This is a genomic window from Actinomadura sp. 9N215, assembly GCF_044326345.1.
Taxonomy (GTDB): Bacteria; Actinomycetota; Actinomycetes; order Streptosporangiales; family Streptosporangiaceae; genus Spirillospora.
Genome location: NZ_JBIRBA010000016.1, coordinates 218,627 through 236,165, shown reverse-complemented (window position 1 = coordinate 236,165; position 17,539 = coordinate 218,627). Strand labels below are relative to the sequence as shown.

The 17,539-nt window shown below is 69.3% G+C and carries 13 protein-coding genes; 3 read left to right on the top strand and 10 right to left on the bottom strand.

Annotated elements, in window-relative coordinates:
* Positions 1-373 precede the first annotated feature (373 nt).
* From ACH34T_RS25900 to ACH34T_RS25885, 4 genes are all read right to left on the bottom strand, one after another.
* Positions 374-949 carry a snapalysin family zinc-dependent metalloprotease gene (locus ACH34T_RS25900; protein ID WP_396023516.1) on the bottom strand — a complete coding sequence of 192 codons (576 nt, stop codon included), beginning with the start codon at positions 947-949 and terminating at the stop codon, positions 374-376.
* Between the two features lie 348 nt (positions 950-1,297).
* Complete coding sequence (locus ACH34T_RS25895; RefSeq protein ID WP_396023515.1) at positions 1,298-3,145, bottom strand: serine/threonine protein kinase; 1,848 nt, start codon at positions 3,143-3,145, stop codon at positions 1,298-1,300.
* Positions 3,132-5,480, bottom strand: a complete 2,349-nt coding sequence (locus ACH34T_RS25890; RefSeq protein ID WP_396023514.1) for a PQQ-binding-like beta-propeller repeat protein — start codon at positions 5,478-5,480, stop codon at positions 3,132-3,134. Before ACH34T_RS25890 ends, ACH34T_RS25895 begins: the two co-directional genes overlap by 14 nt.
* Positions 5,481-5,856: 376 nt before the next feature.
* A complete protein-coding gene (locus tag ACH34T_RS25885; RefSeq protein ID WP_396023513.1) occupies positions 5,857-6,414 on the bottom strand; it encodes a GNAT family N-acetyltransferase in 558 nt (185 codons plus the stop codon).
* Positions 6,415-6,634: 220 nt separating this feature from the next.
* On the opposite strand from ACH34T_RS25885, the gene ACH34T_RS25880 reads away from it, so the two are divergent.
* The 3 genes from ACH34T_RS25880 to ACH34T_RS25870 all read left to right on the top strand — a co-directional run bounded on the left by ACH34T_RS25880 (position 6,635) and on the right by ACH34T_RS25870 (position 9,426).
* Complete coding sequence (locus tag ACH34T_RS25880; RefSeq protein WP_396023512.1) at positions 6,635-7,357, top strand: hypothetical protein; 723 nt, start codon at positions 6,635-6,637, stop codon at positions 7,355-7,357.
* A gap of 669 nt (positions 7,358-8,026) precedes the next feature.
* Complete coding sequence (locus tag ACH34T_RS25875; protein WP_396023511.1) at positions 8,027-8,473, top strand: DUF6196 family protein; 447 nt, start codon at positions 8,027-8,029, stop codon at positions 8,471-8,473.
* A 539-nt stretch (positions 8,474-9,012) separates the two neighbouring features.
* Positions 9,013-9,426 (top strand): hypothetical protein, encoded by a 414-nt coding sequence (locus ACH34T_RS25870; RefSeq protein ID WP_396023510.1) that lies wholly within the window; start codon positions 9,013-9,015, stop codon positions 9,424-9,426.
* On the opposite strand, the gene ACH34T_RS25865 is transcribed toward ACH34T_RS25870, so the two are convergent.
* The 6 genes from ACH34T_RS25865 to ACH34T_RS25840 form a co-directional block, all read right to left on the bottom strand.
* Positions 9,407-9,616, bottom strand: a complete 210-nt coding sequence (locus ACH34T_RS25865) for a hypothetical protein (RefSeq protein WP_396023509.1) — start codon at positions 9,614-9,616, stop codon at positions 9,407-9,409. The genes ACH34T_RS25870 and ACH34T_RS25865 overlap by 20 nt on opposite strands.
* 215 nt (positions 9,617-9,831) lie before the next feature.
* Entirely contained in the window at positions 9,832-9,987 is a 156-nt protein-coding gene (locus ACH34T_RS25860; RefSeq protein ID WP_396023520.1) for a hypothetical protein, read from the bottom strand.
* Positions 9,987-10,517 (bottom strand): transposase family protein, encoded by a 531-nt coding sequence (locus ACH34T_RS25855; RefSeq protein WP_396023508.1) that lies wholly within the window; start codon positions 10,515-10,517, stop codon positions 9,987-9,989. The genes ACH34T_RS25860 and ACH34T_RS25855 overlap by 1 nt, the downstream gene beginning before the upstream one ends.
* Before the next feature lie 236 nt (positions 10,518-10,753).
* Positions 10,754-11,119 (bottom strand): hypothetical protein, encoded by a 366-nt coding sequence (locus ACH34T_RS25850; protein WP_396023507.1) that lies wholly within the window; start codon positions 11,117-11,119, stop codon positions 10,754-10,756.
* A gap of 116 nt (positions 11,120-11,235) precedes the next feature.
* Positions 11,236-13,491 carry an NACHT domain-containing protein gene (locus ACH34T_RS25845; RefSeq protein ID WP_396023506.1) on the bottom strand — a complete coding sequence of 752 codons (2,256 nt, stop codon included), beginning with the start codon at positions 13,489-13,491 and terminating at the stop codon, positions 11,236-11,238.
* A gap of 425 nt (positions 13,492-13,916) precedes the next feature.
* Positions 13,917-14,180: a hypothetical protein gene (locus ACH34T_RS25840; protein ID WP_396023505.1), complete on the bottom strand. Its 264-nt coding sequence runs from the start codon at positions 14,178-14,180 to the stop codon at positions 13,917-13,919.
* Positions 14,181-17,539 lie beyond the last annotated feature (3,359 nt).

The following is a 17,539-nucleotide window of genomic DNA, read 5'->3' as shown; positions in this document are numbered from 1 at the left end:
GAACGCCGCGCCCCACGCAGAGGCGGGGCACGCGAACGCCGCGCCCCACGCAGAGGCGGGGCACGCGAACGCCGCGCCCCACGCAGAGGCGGGGCACGCGAACGCCGCGCCCCACGCAGAGGCGGGGCACGCGAACGCCGCGCCCCACGCAGAGGCGGGGTCAGGTGAACGCTGCCCGGCTCACCAAGCGGTGACTGCGTACAGCCGAGGTAGAGCGGGGCGCCACGGCGTGTTTTCGGCGAGCGGACGAACGCCGTGGCGCCCGGTGTGCCCATGGCATGGTGATCCTGAGCTGCTTCGGCAGCCGTAGGGCCCGAGCCGTGGGCGGTGTTCGATCGTTACTGCGGGTGCACCATTACGGGCGAGCCTGCGCTCAGGGTGCGTCCACCACGATGCGTCCGTCGAAGGGGGTGCGGGAGGCGGCGCCGAAGCCGTAGCTGGCCTCCACCCGCGACCGCTCCGAACTGTTCGGAATGGGGTTCGTGCAGCTCACCCCTGCGGTGGACCCCGACATCAGGGATGAGCACGGACCGGGCTTGACGTCGGGCAGGCCGAGGCTGTGGCCCAGTTCGTGGGCAGCGATCCGGGTGGCGTCGTACCCCTGGGTGACCGCCTGGCGTCCGAACCACACCGTGGCGCGTCCACCGGGACGGACGGGACCGACGGTGGCGCGCGGCCAGCCGTTGTCGGCGATGATCTGGATCTCCGCGCGTCCGCCGGGCTGGGCCTCGACCAGCTTGACGTTCTTGACGTTGGTGTTCCACACCTCGACGCCGGCGGCGACCGCGTTCTGGAACTCGGCGGCCTGGCTGTCGTCGTAGTACAACGTCGTCTGCAGGACCGGACGGGGAGCCGGGGCCTGAGTCGGTGCCGCCGTGGCCGCCGGGGCCACGGACAATGTGATCGCGGCGGTGCCGATCATGGCGCCGACGCTCAACCTTCGCAGCATGCGGGGGGCCTCCTCTGGTTCGGAGATTTGGGAGCTACTGCGTTGACCCGCGTTGGGGTCGGGCCGAGCATATTGGCGTCGCGTCCGCGTAACAAGTGGCGTGAACTGTCATAGATATCGCTGTCGTCATGGCAATTCTGCGCATCCAGGCGACTGCGCGGCGGACATGTTCGTTACCACATCGGCTGAGGCGTGGATTTGCCCTTCCAGCTGATTGATACGGAGCTGGGAGCAGTCAGTTGGTGGTATTAATGGGTTTTCCCTGATCCGTCCTGGTGGAGGGCCGTGGGCTTATGTTTGGACGCCTATTCTCAAAGCCCTTTACCTCCAGGCCTCAGCCGGTCGAGTTCAGAGGGCCCCTTTGTAGGAATCGGTGACGTCCTTGCGGGGGCTGGAGCCCCCCGTACCGGAGCGCTCGATGCCGTCCACAATCACTTTGGCCATATAGGTGCCCGCGCCGAAGCGGTAGGCGATCCGCCAGGTCGTGCGTTGTGGCTCCGGCGGTATCCGGACAATCCTTCGGTAGGGCAGCGGCTCGTTGCGTACCGTCACGCTCTGCCCGTTCACCGTGGTGGTCAGCGACTTGAGTTTGCTCGTGCCGAAGACGTAGAACTCCAGCGTTCGGGGCGTCGGGCTGGAGGCGGCCGTCGTCGGGGTGGATGATGCCGGGACGGCCGAACTGGCGGCCGGACTGATGCTCGGCCCGGCCGTGGTCGTCTCCGGCTGGTCGCCCGAGAGCAGCAAGGACTGAGCGGCGAAGGCCAGAGCCAAAGCCGCAGCGAGGACTCCACCCGCCAGCGCCAGCGCGCGTCGGCGTGCGAGACGGCGCAAGAACGAAACGAAACCCGGCGTACGGCCCGGGTTGAGGCGCGGCGTGGGGCCCGTGGCAGGACCTGGGGTTGGGGTCGAATCCGGGGCCGGGGCGTGGCCTGGGGTGGAGTCCGGGGCCTGGCCCGGAGCACGATCAGGATCAGGATCAGGCGCGGTGCCTGAGGCATGGTCCGGAGTGACGCCCAGGGCATGCCCTGGAGTCGAACCGGGGGTGGAGCCGGGAGCATGGCCTGGAGTGGAGCCGGGCGCATGGCCTGGAGTGGAGCCGGGCGCATGGCCTGGAGTGGAGCCGGGCGCATGGCCGGGGGTGGAGCCGGGCGCGTGGGCTGGAGTGGAGCCGGGCGCGTGGGCTGGAGTGGAGCCGGGCGCGTGGGCTGGAGTGGAGCCGGGCGCGTGGGCTGGAGTGGAGCCGGGCGCGTGGGCTGGAGAGGAGCCGGGGGTCGGGCCTGGGGCGGGATCAAGGGTGGGGCTCGGAGCGGGGCGGCTGGAGGGGCTTGGGGTGGGTGTCGATGGCAGGGGGATCGGGGGGTTCGCCGCTTCGCCGGCACGGCGGTCGATCTCTGCCGTCACGATCGTCGGCAGGCGGAGGGCCGACTGCTCCTCCGCCGTCGCGAAGGCCAGTTCGCCGACCAGTTCGGGCACGGTGGGCCGGGCGGACGGGTCGGGACGCAGGCAGTCGGAGATCACCCTTCGGAGCCGGTCGTCGGTTATCGCGTCCAGATCCTCGCCGGACGGCGGCGTTTCCGTGCAGGCGTATGCCAGCGTCGCGCCGAAAGCGTAGACATCGCTCGCCGGAGAGACCGGGTCGCCGGAAGCCTGCTCGGGCGCCATGTATCCCCAGGTGCCGGCCGGTTCTCCCCCGGCCGGAGCCGCGTCGGGACGCAGTTCGGCGGCGATCCCGAAGTCGATCAGGCGCGGTCCGTCCGCGGTCAGCAGGACGTTCGCGGGCTTCAGGTCCAGGTGGACGATCCCGGCGCCGTGGATGGACGCGAGCGCCTCGGCGATGCCAGCGGCCAGCGGACGCACCAGGTCCGGCGGCAACCGGCCGAGTAGTCCGACCGCTTCCCGCAGCGAGACGGACGGCAGGAACTGCGTCGCCAGCCACGGAAGCGGGGCGTCGGGGTCGGCGTCCAGGACACCGGGGCTGTAGCGTCCGCTGGCCGTCCTGGTCGCCGCCACCTCGTGGTGGAAGCGTTCCCTGTAGCCCGGCTCGCGGGCGAACTCGGCGTGCATCACCTTGACCGCCGCCGGACGACCGCTCCCCGAACGTCCGAAGTAGATCATCGCCATGCCGCCCGCGCCGATCCGCGCCAGGATGCGGCAGCGACCGACCGTCCGTGGATCGTGCGGCTCAAGAGCCTGCACGGGGGCCTCCGTCCGGTGGGCCGGCGGCTTCCACGTTCCCCCCGCGGGTACCGATGAATACCAGACCGGCGATGCTCGCCACGGGTTCAATACTCATCTGGGCTTTGTACGTCCACAGGATGCGTCCGTCGGCCGCGTTCAACGCGTACACCGTCTTACGCTGGGCGCAGGCGGCGAACAGTGTGCCACTGGACAACGCGAGCGTGCTGGCGCCGTCAATGTAGCGGAACCAGCGCTCCTCGCCGGTGGCGGCGGTCATGGCGATCACGCTGCCCTGTTGCCCGTCGGCGTACAGCACGCCGTCGGCCGATCGGATCGAGTAGGGATTGTGCCAGCTCGGGCCTCGCTCCTTCCGCCAGGCTCGGGTTCCGTCATCGGCGCGGATCGCATGCAGGGCACCATGGCGGTCGCCGATGAAGACCAGGCCCTCGCTGACCAAGAGCACGTAGAGGAACTTCCCCAGGTCCAGCCGATAGGTCCATTTCTTTCGTCCACTGCGCGGGTCGAGCCCGACCACCGAGTTCTCGCTCACCGCGGCCACCACACCGGAGTCGGCGGCGAGCCCCTTTTGGGTGGGCACGTCCGCGACCCAGCGCACCTTTCCGTCGCGCAAGCCCACCGCCCTGATCGGTCCGTCGTAACCGAAACAGAGCACTTGCCCGGAGACCGCCATGTGCGCCGTGCCCTCCAGGAAGGATGCCTCCCAGCGGGTGTCGCCGGAGACGGCCTCGACGGCCCTCAACCATGGTGGCGTGTCGGGGCGCAGGTACACCGAATCGCCCACGATGTGGGGCGCGAGCCCCGCGTTCCGTTTCCACAGGGTCCTGCCGCTCTGAGGGTCCAGGGCGCACACCTTGCCCTCTTGCCCTGTCGAGACCACCACGCCGCCCGCCGTGAACACCGTCGGGTAGTAGTCGCTCACCTTGGACTTCCAGCGCAGTACGCCCTGCGGGGGCGGTGCCGACGACGAGCCCTGCGGTGATCGCGGCGTGCTCGCGCGTGGCTGTTCGTTGCCGCAGCCCCGGACGAGCGCCACCGCACCGAAGGCCGCGAGCGCGACGGGCGCGGAGACGACCAACGCCCTACGAGAAACCCGCGGCGCACCATTCGACAAGCCGGCCACCGGACCGGACGACGTTCCAGACGGCGCATCCGTCGCGGCATCACCCAACGCGGGTTCCCGCCCATGCGGCACGGGTTCCCGCCCAAGCGGCGTAGGTTCCCGCCCAAGCGGCGTAGGTTCCCGCCCATGCGGCACGGGTTCCCGCCCATGCGGAGTGGGTTCCCGCCCATGCGGAGTGGGTTCCCGCCCATGCGGTGATGGCTCGGGCCCGTCCGCCGGTTCCGCGGTCAGTGCGTCCTGCGGTTCGGCCGTCACCCCGTCGACGACGGGCCCCGCGTCCCCCGCCGGTGCCTTCTCCGGACGCTTCCATGGGCGTCCCTTCGGCCGGACGTCCGCGACCCGGCGGTCGATCGCTTCCGCCAGAGGAGCGGGCAACCATCCGGCGCCTTCGTCGGACGATGCGTCCGCGCCGATCCGGTCGAGCATGTCCAGGAGCTGGACGGACGACGGCCGCTCCCCCGGCTCCCGGCGCAGGCAGGCCGCGATCAGTCCGGCCAGTCCGGGATCGGTGACACCGCTGAGGTCCGCCTGCGAATCGGCGACGCTGCGGAGCGTGGCAGCTCTGTCGGCTCCGCCGAACGGCTCCTTCCCAGTCACCGCGTACACGAGGACCGCGCCGAACGAGAAGACGTCGCTCTTCGGACCGGCCACACCCCCGGTCGCCTGTTCAGGCGACATGAAACCCGGTGTCCCCAGGACGGCGCCGACCTTCGTGATCGCTGTGACGTCCTCCGGCCGCGCGATCCCGAAGTCGATCACCCGCGGCCCGTCGGCGGTCAGCATGATGTTGCCGGGCTTCAGATCCCGGTGCGCCAGCCCGGCCCGGTGGATATCGGCGAGCGCCTCGGCCAGGCCCACGGCCAGGACACGGGCGGACGGCGCCGCGAGGGCGCCGTAGGTCCCGACCGCCTCCCGCAGCGTCAGCCCCGGCAGGTAGGCGGTGACCAGCCACGGCACCGCGGCGTCCGGATCTGCGTCCAGGATCGGCGCGGTGAACGTGCCGGTCACCTTGCGCGCCGCGGACACCTCACGCCGGAACCTGGCGCGGAACACCGCATCGGCCGCGTACCGCTCCTTGATGACCTTGACGGCGACCGTCCGTCCGCCGGGTGAGCGCCCGAGAAAGACCGCGCCCATGCCACCCGCGCCCAGCCGGCCGAGCAGCCGATAGTCACCCACTCTGCGCGGGTCGCCCGGCTCGAACGGATCCACAGCCTGCCCTCCGTCACCCTGATGCCGTGATGCCGCCCGCAGGCCCCGCTTCTCCCGACGCTACGCAGACGACTGGACCCGACACAGCAGGATTCCACAGGCCCCATGCCACAGACCAATTCGCCGCGTACCCCCATTAACTACGCGTCGTAGCCGCGCCGTGGGCATCTCCGGCCGATCACGCGGTGCAGTTCCTCATCCTCTCCGAGCAGACCCTCCTCCCGTCTCGGCCGGTCGATACCGATCACCACACCCCGGCGCTCAACGGCTGAATGAACGGAGCCGGGCCGCGAACGGCGACAGCGATCACCTCTACTCAGCTGGGCACCCCGGCGAAGCCCGTCGGCACATGAACGCCCGCCGCTACCTCTACGGATCAGGTGGCCGGTGATGTCGTGAGGCTGGTGTGTGCCCAGATCAAGCAGTCGTGCCAGGTGTCGTGGTCGGGGTCGGACGCGGTCCAGGCGCGGCAGTGGTGTGGGAGGCGTTGTTCGTACCGGTAGCCGGCGCGGTCTGCCAGACGCAGCGAGGGGGTGTTGGCGGGGTCGATCTCAAGCCAGATCCGGTCCAGGGCCAGTTCGTCGTGCGTCCAGCGGGTCAGGGCGTTGATACCGCGCAGGGCCAGGCCTTGGCGACGGCTTTCCGGTCGCACCCAGTAGGCGAGTTCGGCGCTGTGCGGGCCGTCGATCATCAGCCCCAGGGCACCGAGCAGGCGGCCGTGCTTGAGCATCCCGTAGGACGCCTGGCGTCCTGCGGCTGGATCCCAGGCGTCCAGCGCCTCGCGCGCTTCCCAAGGTGTGTAGGGCCCGGACGGGCGCGGCCCCCAGAGGGCCTGAGAAGTCTCGGTGCCGGTGGCCTCGACCACGAGGTCGACGTCACACGTGGTCAAGGTACGCAGCCGCAGGCCATGACCCAGGTCGATGTCGGCGATCATTTCATCTGCCTTTGATCAGCCAGATCCAGCCCGAGTTCGAGGCCTGTGTGCGCCACGGACTCCTTCATCTGTCCAGCCTCGGGTCTGTGTGGGAGGCGGACGGCAAGCGTGACCGCCACAGACGCAACTTGGGGACGAGCGCTCAGGACATGGGTCCGTTCGCTACGTAGCCGGTGTAGTGCACTTGACCACCTACACTCTCGATCATAATGTAGGCAGCATGATAGCTGATGACACCTACACAAGCCTGGGTGCAGCCCGTCGCCTTCACGTACTCGGCGACTGGGATCACGCCGCCGCGCTGCTGGCCGAAGAGGAGAGCACCGAAGCGCTCGAACTGAAGGCCGAGATCCTGTACGAGCGGTTCTTGTTCCGAGTCGACGGACTCGAAGCCGCGGCCGACGCGATAGCGTCCCTCGATCCGGAATCGACGCAAGCTCGGCTTCTCACCGCCCGTCTCGCCTATACCCGTCTGCTCTTCCAGGTGGACCCACTGCCAGAGGACTACGAGACCGCAGAGGCCGGGTACCGTTTCGCTGCCGCCAATCCGGAGACGCAGGGATGGGCCGAGTTCCATTGGGGTGCGCTCCTCGACAACGTCCGCGAAGACAGTGCGGCCGCGAGGGCGCATTACGCCAAGGCTCTACAAGCCTCCTACCAGGAAGGCGATTTGATCCTGGAGTCCATCGTCCTCCGCCATTTGGCCTGGCATGTGGTCGACGACGGCGATCGCGAAGAGGGACTGCGCATGCTGCGACGCTCGCTTCATCTGCGCTCTGCGGCTGGCCTGCGTCCGCAAATCGCCGCGGCCCAACTACTGCTCGCCGCCGAGCTGCCCGAGGATGACCCCGAGCGTGCCACTCTCGTTGAGACCGCTCGGAACATCGCCAACGAACTAAGCCTCACCTGGGTTCGGACCGGCCTAGAGAAGCTGGCCGCCTAATGGGTTGAGCCATCCGGCAAGAAAGTCGAGAAGTTCGGCGAGTTGAGCGAGTTAGGCGGCGTCCGTGGTGCCTAGGCGCGCGGCTGGCTTTGGCCGTCGACGCGGCCGAGCAGGTGACGGTCTGGTCGAGTTGTTGTCGTCGGTGACTTCGACCAGCTTGGTGGTCCCACCGGACACACCACCAAGGCGGACCGCACAGCGGCCTGCCCTTCAACCAACATCACTGCTCCCCCGCGAACCCGCAACCGTCGCCCAAACCCACGCACAAACGTTCCTGCTTCTCGGGATCTGGCTCAAATTCCGTGAAGCAGTCACGGTTCGTGAAGGGTTACTCGGTGGAAGTGCGGGCGGTGAGGTGTCGGCGTACACGTTGATGTGCAGGGGCGGGTACAGGTAGACGTGCAGAGGGGGATCAGCGTGTCCTGCCGTGGTGGTGGCGGTCGCCGAGCCGTCGCAGCCAGGCGATCACTGCGTGCGCGCTGGTGATCGATGCGCAGTTGGAGGCGCGGGTCGTCGCTGAAGGCCGCGGTATCCACGAGTGGGTCGGCGGAGGAGGGCGAGGTGAGCACGCGGCGTCACCTCTGATGAACCCGGCCGAGACGAAATGAACGAGCCGTACACGGAGTTGAGGGTGATCGTCGGGCAGGCCCGGTTTACTGAGGGGGCCCCATGGTCAGTGTCAGTGTGGAGACCGCGGAGCAGACGGAGGCCCGTCTACGCGATGTGATCGCTCAAGCCGAGGTCATCGTGCACAACGGCGTCTGGTGCTTTGAAGAGTTCGCCGCCGACCAGGCCCCCGAGCTCACGGCGGATACCCTTGCGATGGTCCGCGACGAGGAGAGCTGGAGCCGTCTGGTCCCCATGGTTCAAGGGCACAGCGGCGCCGAACGGTTCGGGATCTTTTCCTTTCACTTCCCTGCCGATCAGGACAACAGTGGTTTCGTCGGCTGGCTGGCCACTCACCTCAAGGCCGAGCTGGGGACAGGCGTGTTCGTCATCTGCGGCAGCAACCGGGCTCGCGGCGGCATCTATGACTACTGGGGCTGTCCTGTCGACATGCTGGATGAGGCGGTCGCAGTGGTCGAGGCGCTACGCACCCGCCGACCTGGCCGGTGATCCCCGCCACCGGCCAATCTCCCCGGCCGTGGTCATCCCGGGTAGTGCCGCGTGTTCTCCAGGCGTGTCGAACAACAGCTTGACAGCTCCTCTACTCTGCGCATTTACCCGTACCCGTCTCTGCATTCCAAGGAGTACGCCGACATGAGGACGCGGACTGTGCTGGTGTCGCCTTCGGCGATGGTCGCAGCGGTGGCGTAGGTGCGGGCCTCGGCCTGGTAGATCTCGTGGTCCTTAGGATGCTGGGGGCCAGGTCGCGGTGGTTTCAGCGTGGGGTGTGGCCCCATCTACGGACTTGGGTTCTGGCCGCAGTTAGCGATCTTGACCGCCGTGATCACGGGTGGGATTCGCCCCACCCGACATCCAACCCGGGCCGATCGAGGCGATCACTGGAGTCGACCCGCGCGTCATCCGCTCGCCGAACTCGCGCGAACTACCACCGGCGGTGGCGTTTCCGCCGCTCGACCTGGAGGTGACCAGCGAAAAGGAAAGCCCATAGCCGAAGAACTGTCCTCGCGCCCGCGACCCTCCTGGCGGCGGTGGTCCTCGCGCTCGTCGCGATGGTCGGGGCCTACGCTCCCCAGTCACACGCGTCGGGGCCGACTGCGCGCTCCGCGCAGACCACCACGACGCTCGACACGACAAACCAGGCCGCGGCCGCCGCCGGCTTCGACATCAAGTCCTTCGCGTGTTCGTCGAAAGTCCAGGAGGGCAAGCCAAAGATCTTCTGTAAGGCAGAGTGGGTCGGGGGCAAGGACCCGTTCACTCCGAAATTCGACGTCAACCTCACGTTCTTCAACCCGGTATTGAGTTTCTGGAATGAGACCCGGACCGCGGAATACACCTTCAGATGCCTCGGCGGCAGGGAGTACCGCGTGAGCCTGAGCATCGGCGACAATGACGGCAAGGAAACCCCTTACCAGGCACGCTACGTCATTTGCGGCGACCTGTAACTCGGCTGGAGTGCGCGGCGAAGTGGCCGGCAGTGAGTGATGGAGCCGGTCCCCAGGCGCCCGGGTGAGGCAGCGGCGCGGACATGACCCCGGCGACGATGATCATGGCGGTCTCACGCCTTCCATGGTCACCGTCGAGGGTCATGTCCGCGACCGCGGCGAACATCTCCACCTCGATCATCTGCGCCATCAGCGCTCCGTCGAACCCGAAGCACAGCTAGCGTCCCATCACCCCACACATGGGACCAAAACTAATCGGAACGTATTTCGCCGATCACAAGGCCGGGCCACCGCTCATCCGTAGAACCAGTCGCGGTGTGCTTGGGTGATGCGACGCAGATCGGCGGAGATCGGCGGAGATCTGTCGGCGGATCGGATTTGGCGAAAGGGGCATGCCGCTCCTTTTCAGTGGGCGTTGAGGACTCGCTTGCGCAGTAGCGGGAATCCGGCTCGACCGAACATCTGGCGTTTGAGCATCTTGATGTGGTTGACGTGGCCTTCGACCGGGCCGGAGTTCCGGGCGAGGGTCAGCCCGGTGGTGACGGCGTCCAGGTCGCGCACTAAACCGGTGGCGAAGCCGTGGAGGCTGGGCAGGTCGTCGGCTCGGACGGCGGTGATCCAGTCCGGAAGGTCCTGGCCTTGGCGCTTGGGTGAGGATGACGGCGAAGTCGCGGACGTGGCGGGCGAGCGCGTCCAGGTCCGGGCACCGCGCCTGGAGCGTCTTGAATTGGAGGCGCTGTTGTTCGTCGAGCCGGTCGGGGCGGGTGGCGGTCCAGCCGTGCGCCCGCCCGGCCCGCCAAGGCCAGGCCGAGCCGTACCAGGACCCGGTGCAGCAGTGCCGTGCGGCGGCCGTGCCGTCTGGTCACCACCGGCACCCGCTCGGCGAACGTCCGCCGCCCGCATGCGGTGTTATCGCAGAAGAACCGGCTCACTTCGAGGACGATCAGGACCGGTCTGCCACCGGCCGCCAGGGCGTGCAGCCGACGGCGGTAGCGGCTGTGGCGCTGGGCGGCCTGTGTCTCGCACTGGTGGCAGACCGCGCTTGTGGTCTGGGTCCGCGTTATCTGGGGTGGCTTTCTGCTGTCATCCATGTACGGCATGTAGGTCCTGTGGGCCGTGCCGTACAAATATCTAGGGGGTTGTTCGTCACGTCAGCCACGTAGTCGACATGCGCCCAACTCGAATCGGGGGCACTCCCTCACCTGAACAAACGATGGAAGCGTACGGGGGCGCCTCAACGCCCCCAAAACAGACCGCCCTCCACCAGCCTCGGATGGCTGTCAGCACGGGGGTGGACGGGGCCTCGGAACGTAGGGGTTGCGGCGGTTCACACCTCGCGCTCGTCGGCGAGTTCAGTGATCGTCAGGACGAGTCCGGGCGGCGCGTTCCACGCCCGATGGCGCCGGGGCGACCGCGCGGGCGCGTCCCCTTCCTCGGCGTAGGTGTAGAAGGAGGACACCGCCGCCAGTTTGCGGCGCACCGTGGCCGGGGAGGCGCCGCCCTGCTCCAGCGGGCGGGTGTAGGCGTCGTCGGCGTCGCCGCGGCGCACCGCCAGCGGGTCGCGGCCCGCGCCGCCGCCGTCCGCACTGCCGCTCGTACCGCCGGGCGCGGCCAGGCACGCCAGCCACTTGGCCAGGTCGCGGGCGTAGGCATCGCGGGTGCGCCGGGCGTAGGCCAGCAGCCAGCCCGCCACCAGCCGCTTCAGCTCCGGCCCGCCTTCGGCGACCTCGTCCAGTCCGTCCAGGAGCAGGACCAGGCCCCGGCCGCGCAGCCAGGTCCTGGCGAGTCCGTCACCGATCGTTATCGGTGTCAGGTCGTGCTGTTCTGTCGTTCGGGTGCTGCCAGGTGGTTTTGGAGTTCGCGGTGGCGGAACTGGTAGGCGATGCCCGCAGTCCTGACCAGTCCGGCGTCGGTGTAGCACCAGTCCAGGAAACGGCCGAGGCGTAGCGGGAGACGCCGCTTCATGCAGACCAACGTCACGAAGTAGCGCACCGCCGCCAGCCCGGCGGGCCTGACCGTCACCCCACTGGCAGCCCAAGCCCATAGCCCGACCCCGAGCCCGGACATGAGCCCGGGCGAGAGCCCGTCCGTTAGCCCGACCGCGAGCCCGACCGCGAGCGCAAACGTGATCGCGACAGCGGGCGCAACCGCGAGCCCGCCCGCGAGCCCGCCCGCGAGCCCGAGAGCGAGCCCGACCACGAGCCCGACCGCGAGCTCGACCGCGGGCTCGACCGCGAGCCCGCCTATGAGCCCGACCACGAGCCCGACCACGAGCCCGCCTATGAGCCCGGCCATGAGCCATCTGGTGAGGTCTTTGCGGATGAGGCTGCGGGGGTCTGTTCTGGTGCTGGCGTCGGAGGGGTCGAGCTCGTAGGTGAGCCCGCCCATGAGCCCGCCCGCGAAGGCGCCTGCGAGGCCGAGCAGGAGCCCGAATCTTAACCCGTCCGCAAGCGCGTCTTCGGGATAGCCGTCCAACCAGGCCGGGAGCCCGGTCGCGAGCCCGATCGCGGGTCCGGCTGTGATTCCGATCGCGATCCATTTGAGGGTTCTTCGGCGGCCGGAGGGTGCTCTGAGGCGAGAGAGGTCCAGGTACGCGGGCACGGGCCAGGGGTGTCTCCATGCCATGACCCCGGGGAGCAGAACGAGGATCGCACCGAACAAGACAGCTGCCGGTCCAACTCCCGATCCAGCTGCCGATCCACCGCCACTCGTTGCTGCAAAAACCAGGTTGATCGGAAGCGCGGTGAGGAGGGTGGCGAGGAGGGCGGTGAGGGCGCGGGACCGATGCCGGGCGATGGGCCAGAGTTCGTGCAGGACGATGTCGGTGCTGGACAGGGCGCGACCGGCGAAGGTGGGGCGGTCGGTGTTGGTGTCGAGGTAACTGGCCAGGACGGTCAGCCATTTGTGGACTTGGTCGGGCCGGTAGCGGTGGGGGTTGCGGGGGGCGTTGGCGACGGACGCGGGGATGAACTTTTCCAGCAGGTGGCGGTGGATGTCGTCGGGGTCGTCGTATGCGGCGAGGTCGGCGGGGTCGCGGACGTAATCGCCGGTGGTGGAGTGCTCCTGGTAGACGGTGACCGCGAGAGTCAACTGCCAGGGGGTGGTCAGGGCCTGGACCAGGGGGTGGCCGGGCTGGTTGAGGGCGTGCAGGACGGGTTGCCAGCGCGAGACCTGGCCGAGGCCGGCGACATCGGTGATGAACTTTGAGGCTTGGGCGGGGGCGACGGGGACCAGGTCGACGCGGACGGCATCGCGGGCCTGGGCATGGCCGCGGGTCAGGGCCTGGTACTGGCCGGTGCGGCAGGTCAGGATCACGCTGGCCTTTTGCCGGCCGTCCTGGTAGCGGTTGAGCTCGTCCAGCGCGCGGCCGGCGGCGGAGTCGTAGCCGGGCTCATCGGTGCGGTCCATCTCATCGAGCCCGTCGATGACCGGAAGCACCAGGTGGGCGTCCACCAGCGCCCGTGCCGTGACCTCACGCAGCCTGAACGTCTGCATCAGATGGCCGACCAGCAGGTCCTCCACACCCATGCCCGGCTCCCACGCGGCGGCCGAGACCCGGACCGGCACCGGATCATCGGGCTTGCGCTTCTCCAACAGGCCCAAGATCAAATCGATCGCCAAAACGGTCTTCCCCGCCCCCGGCGCGCCGGTGATGACCAGCCGCCGCGTCGGATGAAGATCCCGGAAGTAGCCGTCCACATTCGTCAGCGTCCCGGCACCCGCAGCGCCGTCCACCTCGTGACTGGCCAGAACGAAACCCACATCGATCGTCCAGGCATACTGACCCAGCAACTGTTTCCGCTGATTGGTCTCCGCCTGCGCTACCCACCCAGCGAGTTCGGCGGCCCTGGCCGTCGTGTCGGTGTCGCCCGAACGTAACGCCCGGTAGGCCACCACCGCCGACAAGACCCCCGCCACCAGCGACATCGACCCGATGACCGCACCCAGAGGATCGACATCACCGATCTTCAGCGGCCTCTCGGCCAGCAAGGCCATCCCGACAACCAGGACCGCGCTCACCGCGCTCACCGCAACCCAAACACGAGCCCGCCCACGTTCATCCATAAGCCAGCAGAATGCCCCCACTACAGGAACCGCGCCACGCCAATCACCAATCCCGGACAAGCCCCACCGGTCTGCAGCAGGAACCGCCACACATGCTGCAGTTGCGCTCCCATGCCCCTGGCGATGCAGCCCAGCGACTCTCCGCTACGCCAACGACTCCACAGCTCCTCCTGGTGAGCCGTCGAGAACCCGTAGTCCCGCACTCCCACCTCCCGAAAGGTCAAGATCATTTTCGGTGGTGCATTGACCCCTTGAACCCAAGGTCGTTTGACGACAGGCGGGGAAGACCCCGGCCGCAACCCGCCTCGTCGAACCCACTGCAGGCCGATCACCCGCACAATCGCGTCCTTGCGACCCGTCACATCCTCAAACGCGAATCATCTACTTGCCTTACGTGGCGGACCGGCCCTTACGCCGCTGACCTGCTAGGTCAACCAACTACCCCAGATAACGAGCGCGGTGACCACGTCGCCGTCCTCGGATTCGGTAACGCCGTCGACCTGCACATCCTTGAGGTGTGGGAAGAGCAGATCGACGCAGCAGGAGTTCTCGCCCGTGCGGGCATGCAGCACAATGACCTCGCGGCCGCTCGTAGGGATCAGTTCCGGGATGAACAAGATCCTGACGATGCAGCCGCACCCATGCGCGCAGAGTTGCTCAACCGCGATTCGGACCGTCTCACCAACCACGAACCACACTCCGTGATCGCTCCACGGAATTTGAGCCAGATCCGCTTCTCCCGGACGCAAGCAGGTCTTGGGCTGTTAGCGGCTGCGCGCGCCTGGTCGTTCGTCCAATGCCTCGGATTATGGCCATTGAGAGCAGTCACCCTTCGGTTTCACCGGCTGTGTTCACCGGCGAAACCGAAGGGTGATCGACTACTCGAACCGGCCCTTACTCTAAGCGCTGACGGCCCTGGACCTCAGGCCGTACCCGGCTCGAAGGCGAGGCCGTAGACGAGTCCTAGGTCTGCCTCATGCAAATCGCGTAGACCGTCATTGTTGTGGCAGACGACGACCGGCCCCACGCATTCCAGGCCTGCACGTTGGGGAAGGGCTCGGTTGACGAGATGGTTCCGTCATTCGTGTTGCCCATGGTTGCTCCGCCCCCGGTAACGGTGTAGCCGAAGGGGCAGTAGGCGGTGCCTTGAATGGCCAAGTTTCCCGCCGGAATATTGACCAGGGTCGACGTGCGTATGGTCTGGGTCACGCCCTGGCCCGCGGGGCCGGTGGGTCCTGTGGGCCCGGTCGCACCGGCGGCTCCCGTCGGTCCAGTGGCTCCGGCTCCGGTCGGACCCGTCGGACCAGTAGTGCCATTGGCACCCGCCGGACCTGTGGGACCCGTCGCGCCGACTCCGGTCGGGCCCGTCGGACCGGTCGCACCGACTGCCCCTGCTGGACCGCTCACACCGGTCGGGCCGGTCGGACCCGTCGCACCGACTCCCTGGGGACCAGTCGGACCGGTCGGACCGTCGGCACCGGCCGGTCCGGCCGCTCCCGTCGGACCAGTGGCACCATCCGCGCCATCAGCACCGGCGGGACCCGCCGGGCCCGTCGCACCGTCCGGACCGGCCGGGCCAGTAGCACCGGCAGCTCCCGCCGGACCCGTAGGCCCAGTGGCACCGACTCCGGTCGGGCCCGTCGGACCCGTCGCGCCATCGGCTCCGGACGGACCCGTCGCGCCATCCGCACCGGTCGGGCCGATCGGACCCGTCGGGCCCGTCGCGCCGTCCACGCCGTCTGCGCCAGTCGGACCGGTCGGGCCGGTCGCGCCGTCGGCACCTGTCGGACCAGTAGCGCCGTCCGCTCCCGCCGGGCCAGTCGCGCCATCGGCACCGTCAGCACCTGCAGGGCCCGTCGGACCCGTCGTACCAACTCCGGTCGGGCCTGTCGGACCCGTCGCGCCGTCCGCGCCGTCTGCGCCAGTCGGGCCAGTCGGGCCGGTCGGGCCGGTCGCGCCGTCAGCGCCAGTCGGGCCAGTCGGGCCAGTCGGGCCAGTCGCACCGTCGGCTCCCGCCGGGCCAGTCGCGCCATCGGCACCAGTCGGGCCAGTCGGGCCATCCGCGCCGGTCGGGCCCGTCGCGCCGTCGAGGCCGTCTGCGCCAGTCGGACCGGTCGGACCAGCCGGACCGGTTGCACCATCGGCGCCGTCAGTACCGGCGGGACCCGTCGGACCCGTCATACCAACCCCGGTTGGGCCAGTCGCACCGTCCGCACCGGTCGGGCCAGTCGGACCCGTCGCACCGTCAGCTCCCGCCGGGCCGGTTGCACCGTCAGCGCCTGTTGGGCCGGTCGCACCATCGGCTCCGGTCGGACCGGTCGCGCCGTCGGCACCTGCAGGACCCGTCGGACCTGTCACACCAATTCCGATTGGGCCGGTTGGGCCAGTCGCGCCGTCCACACCATCCGCACCCGTCGGACCAGTCGGGCCGGTAGCGCCGTCCGCTCCAGCCGGGCCGGTCGCGCCGTCAGCGCCTGTCGGGCCGGTCGCACCATCGGCTCCGGTCGGGCCAGTCGCGCCATCTGCTCCAGTCGGTCCAATCGGACCCGCCGGGCCGGTCGCTCCGTCCGCACCGTCTGCACCTGTCGGGCCGGTCGGACCTGTAGCACCGTCGGCTCCCGTCGGACCAGTCGCACCTACTCCGGTGGGACCCGTCGGGCCGGTCGCGCCGTCCACGCCATCAGCACCAGTCGAGCCGGTCGGACCAGTTGCGCCATCAGCACCAGTCGGGCCGGTTGGGCCAGTGGCACCGTCCACGCCGTCTGTGCCGCTCGGGCCGGTAGGGCCATCGGCTCCGGTTGGGCCGGTTGCACCGTCCATACCCGTCGGACCAATCGGGCCGGTCGGACCCTCGGCTCCGGTCGGACCGGTCGCGCCAGGCTCCCCGTCCAGGCCGTCGGCGCCCGTTGGACCAGTCGGGCCCGTCGCGCCATCCACACCATCGGCGCCCGTCGGGCCGGTTGGGCCCGTCGCGCCATCCTCACCGTCCACGCCATCAGCCCCGGTCGGACCGGTTGGGCCAGTGGCGCCGTCGGTCCCGGCCGGGCCCGTGGCGCCGTCGGCACCCGTGGGACCAGTGGGGCCGGTTGCTCCGTCCAGGCCCTCGGCACCCGTCGGGCCAGTGGGGCCGGTCGCGCCGTCCATACCGGCTGGGCCTGTCGCGCCGACGGCTCCGGTGGGACCGGTCGGGCCCGTCGTACCGTCCTCGCCATCGACTCCTGCGGGACCAGTGGGGCCCGCCGGACCAGTCGCACCGTCGATGCCGTCTGCGCCTGTCGGGCCGGTTGGACCAGTGGCGCCATCCTCACCGTCCACGCCATCGGCCCCGGTTGGGCCGATCGGACCGGTAGGACCGGTCGCGCCATCCGCTCCCATCGGACCGGTCGGTCCGTCCGCACCGGTTGGGCCCGTGGCGCCGTCGGCGCCCGTTGGACCAGTGGGGCCGGTAGCGCCGTCCATGCCGTCAACGCCATCAGCGCCCGTTGGGCCGATCGGGCCGGTCGGACCAGTCGCGCCGTCCTCGCCATCGACCCCCGCAGGACCAGTCGGGCCCGTCGCGCCATCCATGCCGTCTGTACCTGCAGGGCCAGTCGCGCCGTCGGCGCCTGTGGGACCAGTTGGGCCCGTCGCGCCGTCCACACCATCGGCTCCCGTGGGGCCAATCGGACCCGTCGGGCCAGTCACACCAACCCCGGTCGGACCCGTCGCACCGTCCGCGCCTGGGGGGCCCGTCGGGCCTGTCGCGCCGTCCACACCACCGGAACCTGTCGGGCCGGTTGGACCCGTCGGGCCAGTCACACCGACTCCGGTCGGGCCCGTCGCACCGTCCGCTCCAGTGGGGCCTGTCGCGCCGTCGGCGCCTGTTGGACCGGTCGGGCCGTCTTCGCCATCGGCTCCTGTGGGGCCAGTCGGGCCAGTGGCGCCGTCCTCGCCGTCCTCGCCCATGGGGCCGGTTGGGCCAGTGGGGCCGGTGGCACCCTGAGGGCCAGGTTTGCAGGGGCAGCACTTGTGCTTCTTGCAGCACTTAGGTTTCTTGCAGCACTTCGAC

What these genes read in the sequence shown, in the direction of transcription:
- ACH34T_RS25885 (WP_396023513.1), bottom strand. Translation starts at nt 6,414, where the DNA reads ATGATCGCCGACATCGACCTGGGTCATGGCCTGCGGCTGCGTACCTTG.
- ACH34T_RS25875 (WP_396023511.1), top strand. Translation starts at nt 8,027, where the DNA reads ATGGTCAGTGTCAGTGTGGAGACCGCGGAGCAGACGGAGGCCCGTCTA.
- ACH34T_RS25865 (WP_396023509.1), bottom strand. Translation starts at nt 9,616, where the DNA reads ATGGCGCAGATGATCGAGGTGGAGATGTTCGCCGCGGTCGCGGACATG.
- ACH34T_RS25845 (WP_396023506.1), bottom strand. Translation starts at nt 13,491, where the DNA reads ATGGATGAACGTGGGCGGGCTCGTGTTTGGGTTGCGGTGAGCGCGGTG.
- ACH34T_RS25900 (WP_396023516.1), bottom strand. Translation starts at nt 949, where the DNA reads ATGCTGCGAAGGTTGAGCGTCGGCGCCATGATCGGCACCGCCGCGATC.
- ACH34T_RS25880 (WP_396023512.1), top strand. Translation starts at nt 6,635, where the DNA reads ATGATAGCTGATGACACCTACACAAGCCTGGGTGCAGCCCGTCGCCTT.
- ACH34T_RS25855 (WP_396023508.1), bottom strand. Translation starts at nt 10,517, where the DNA reads ATGGATGACAGCAGAAAGCCACCCCAGATAACGCGGACCCAGACCACA.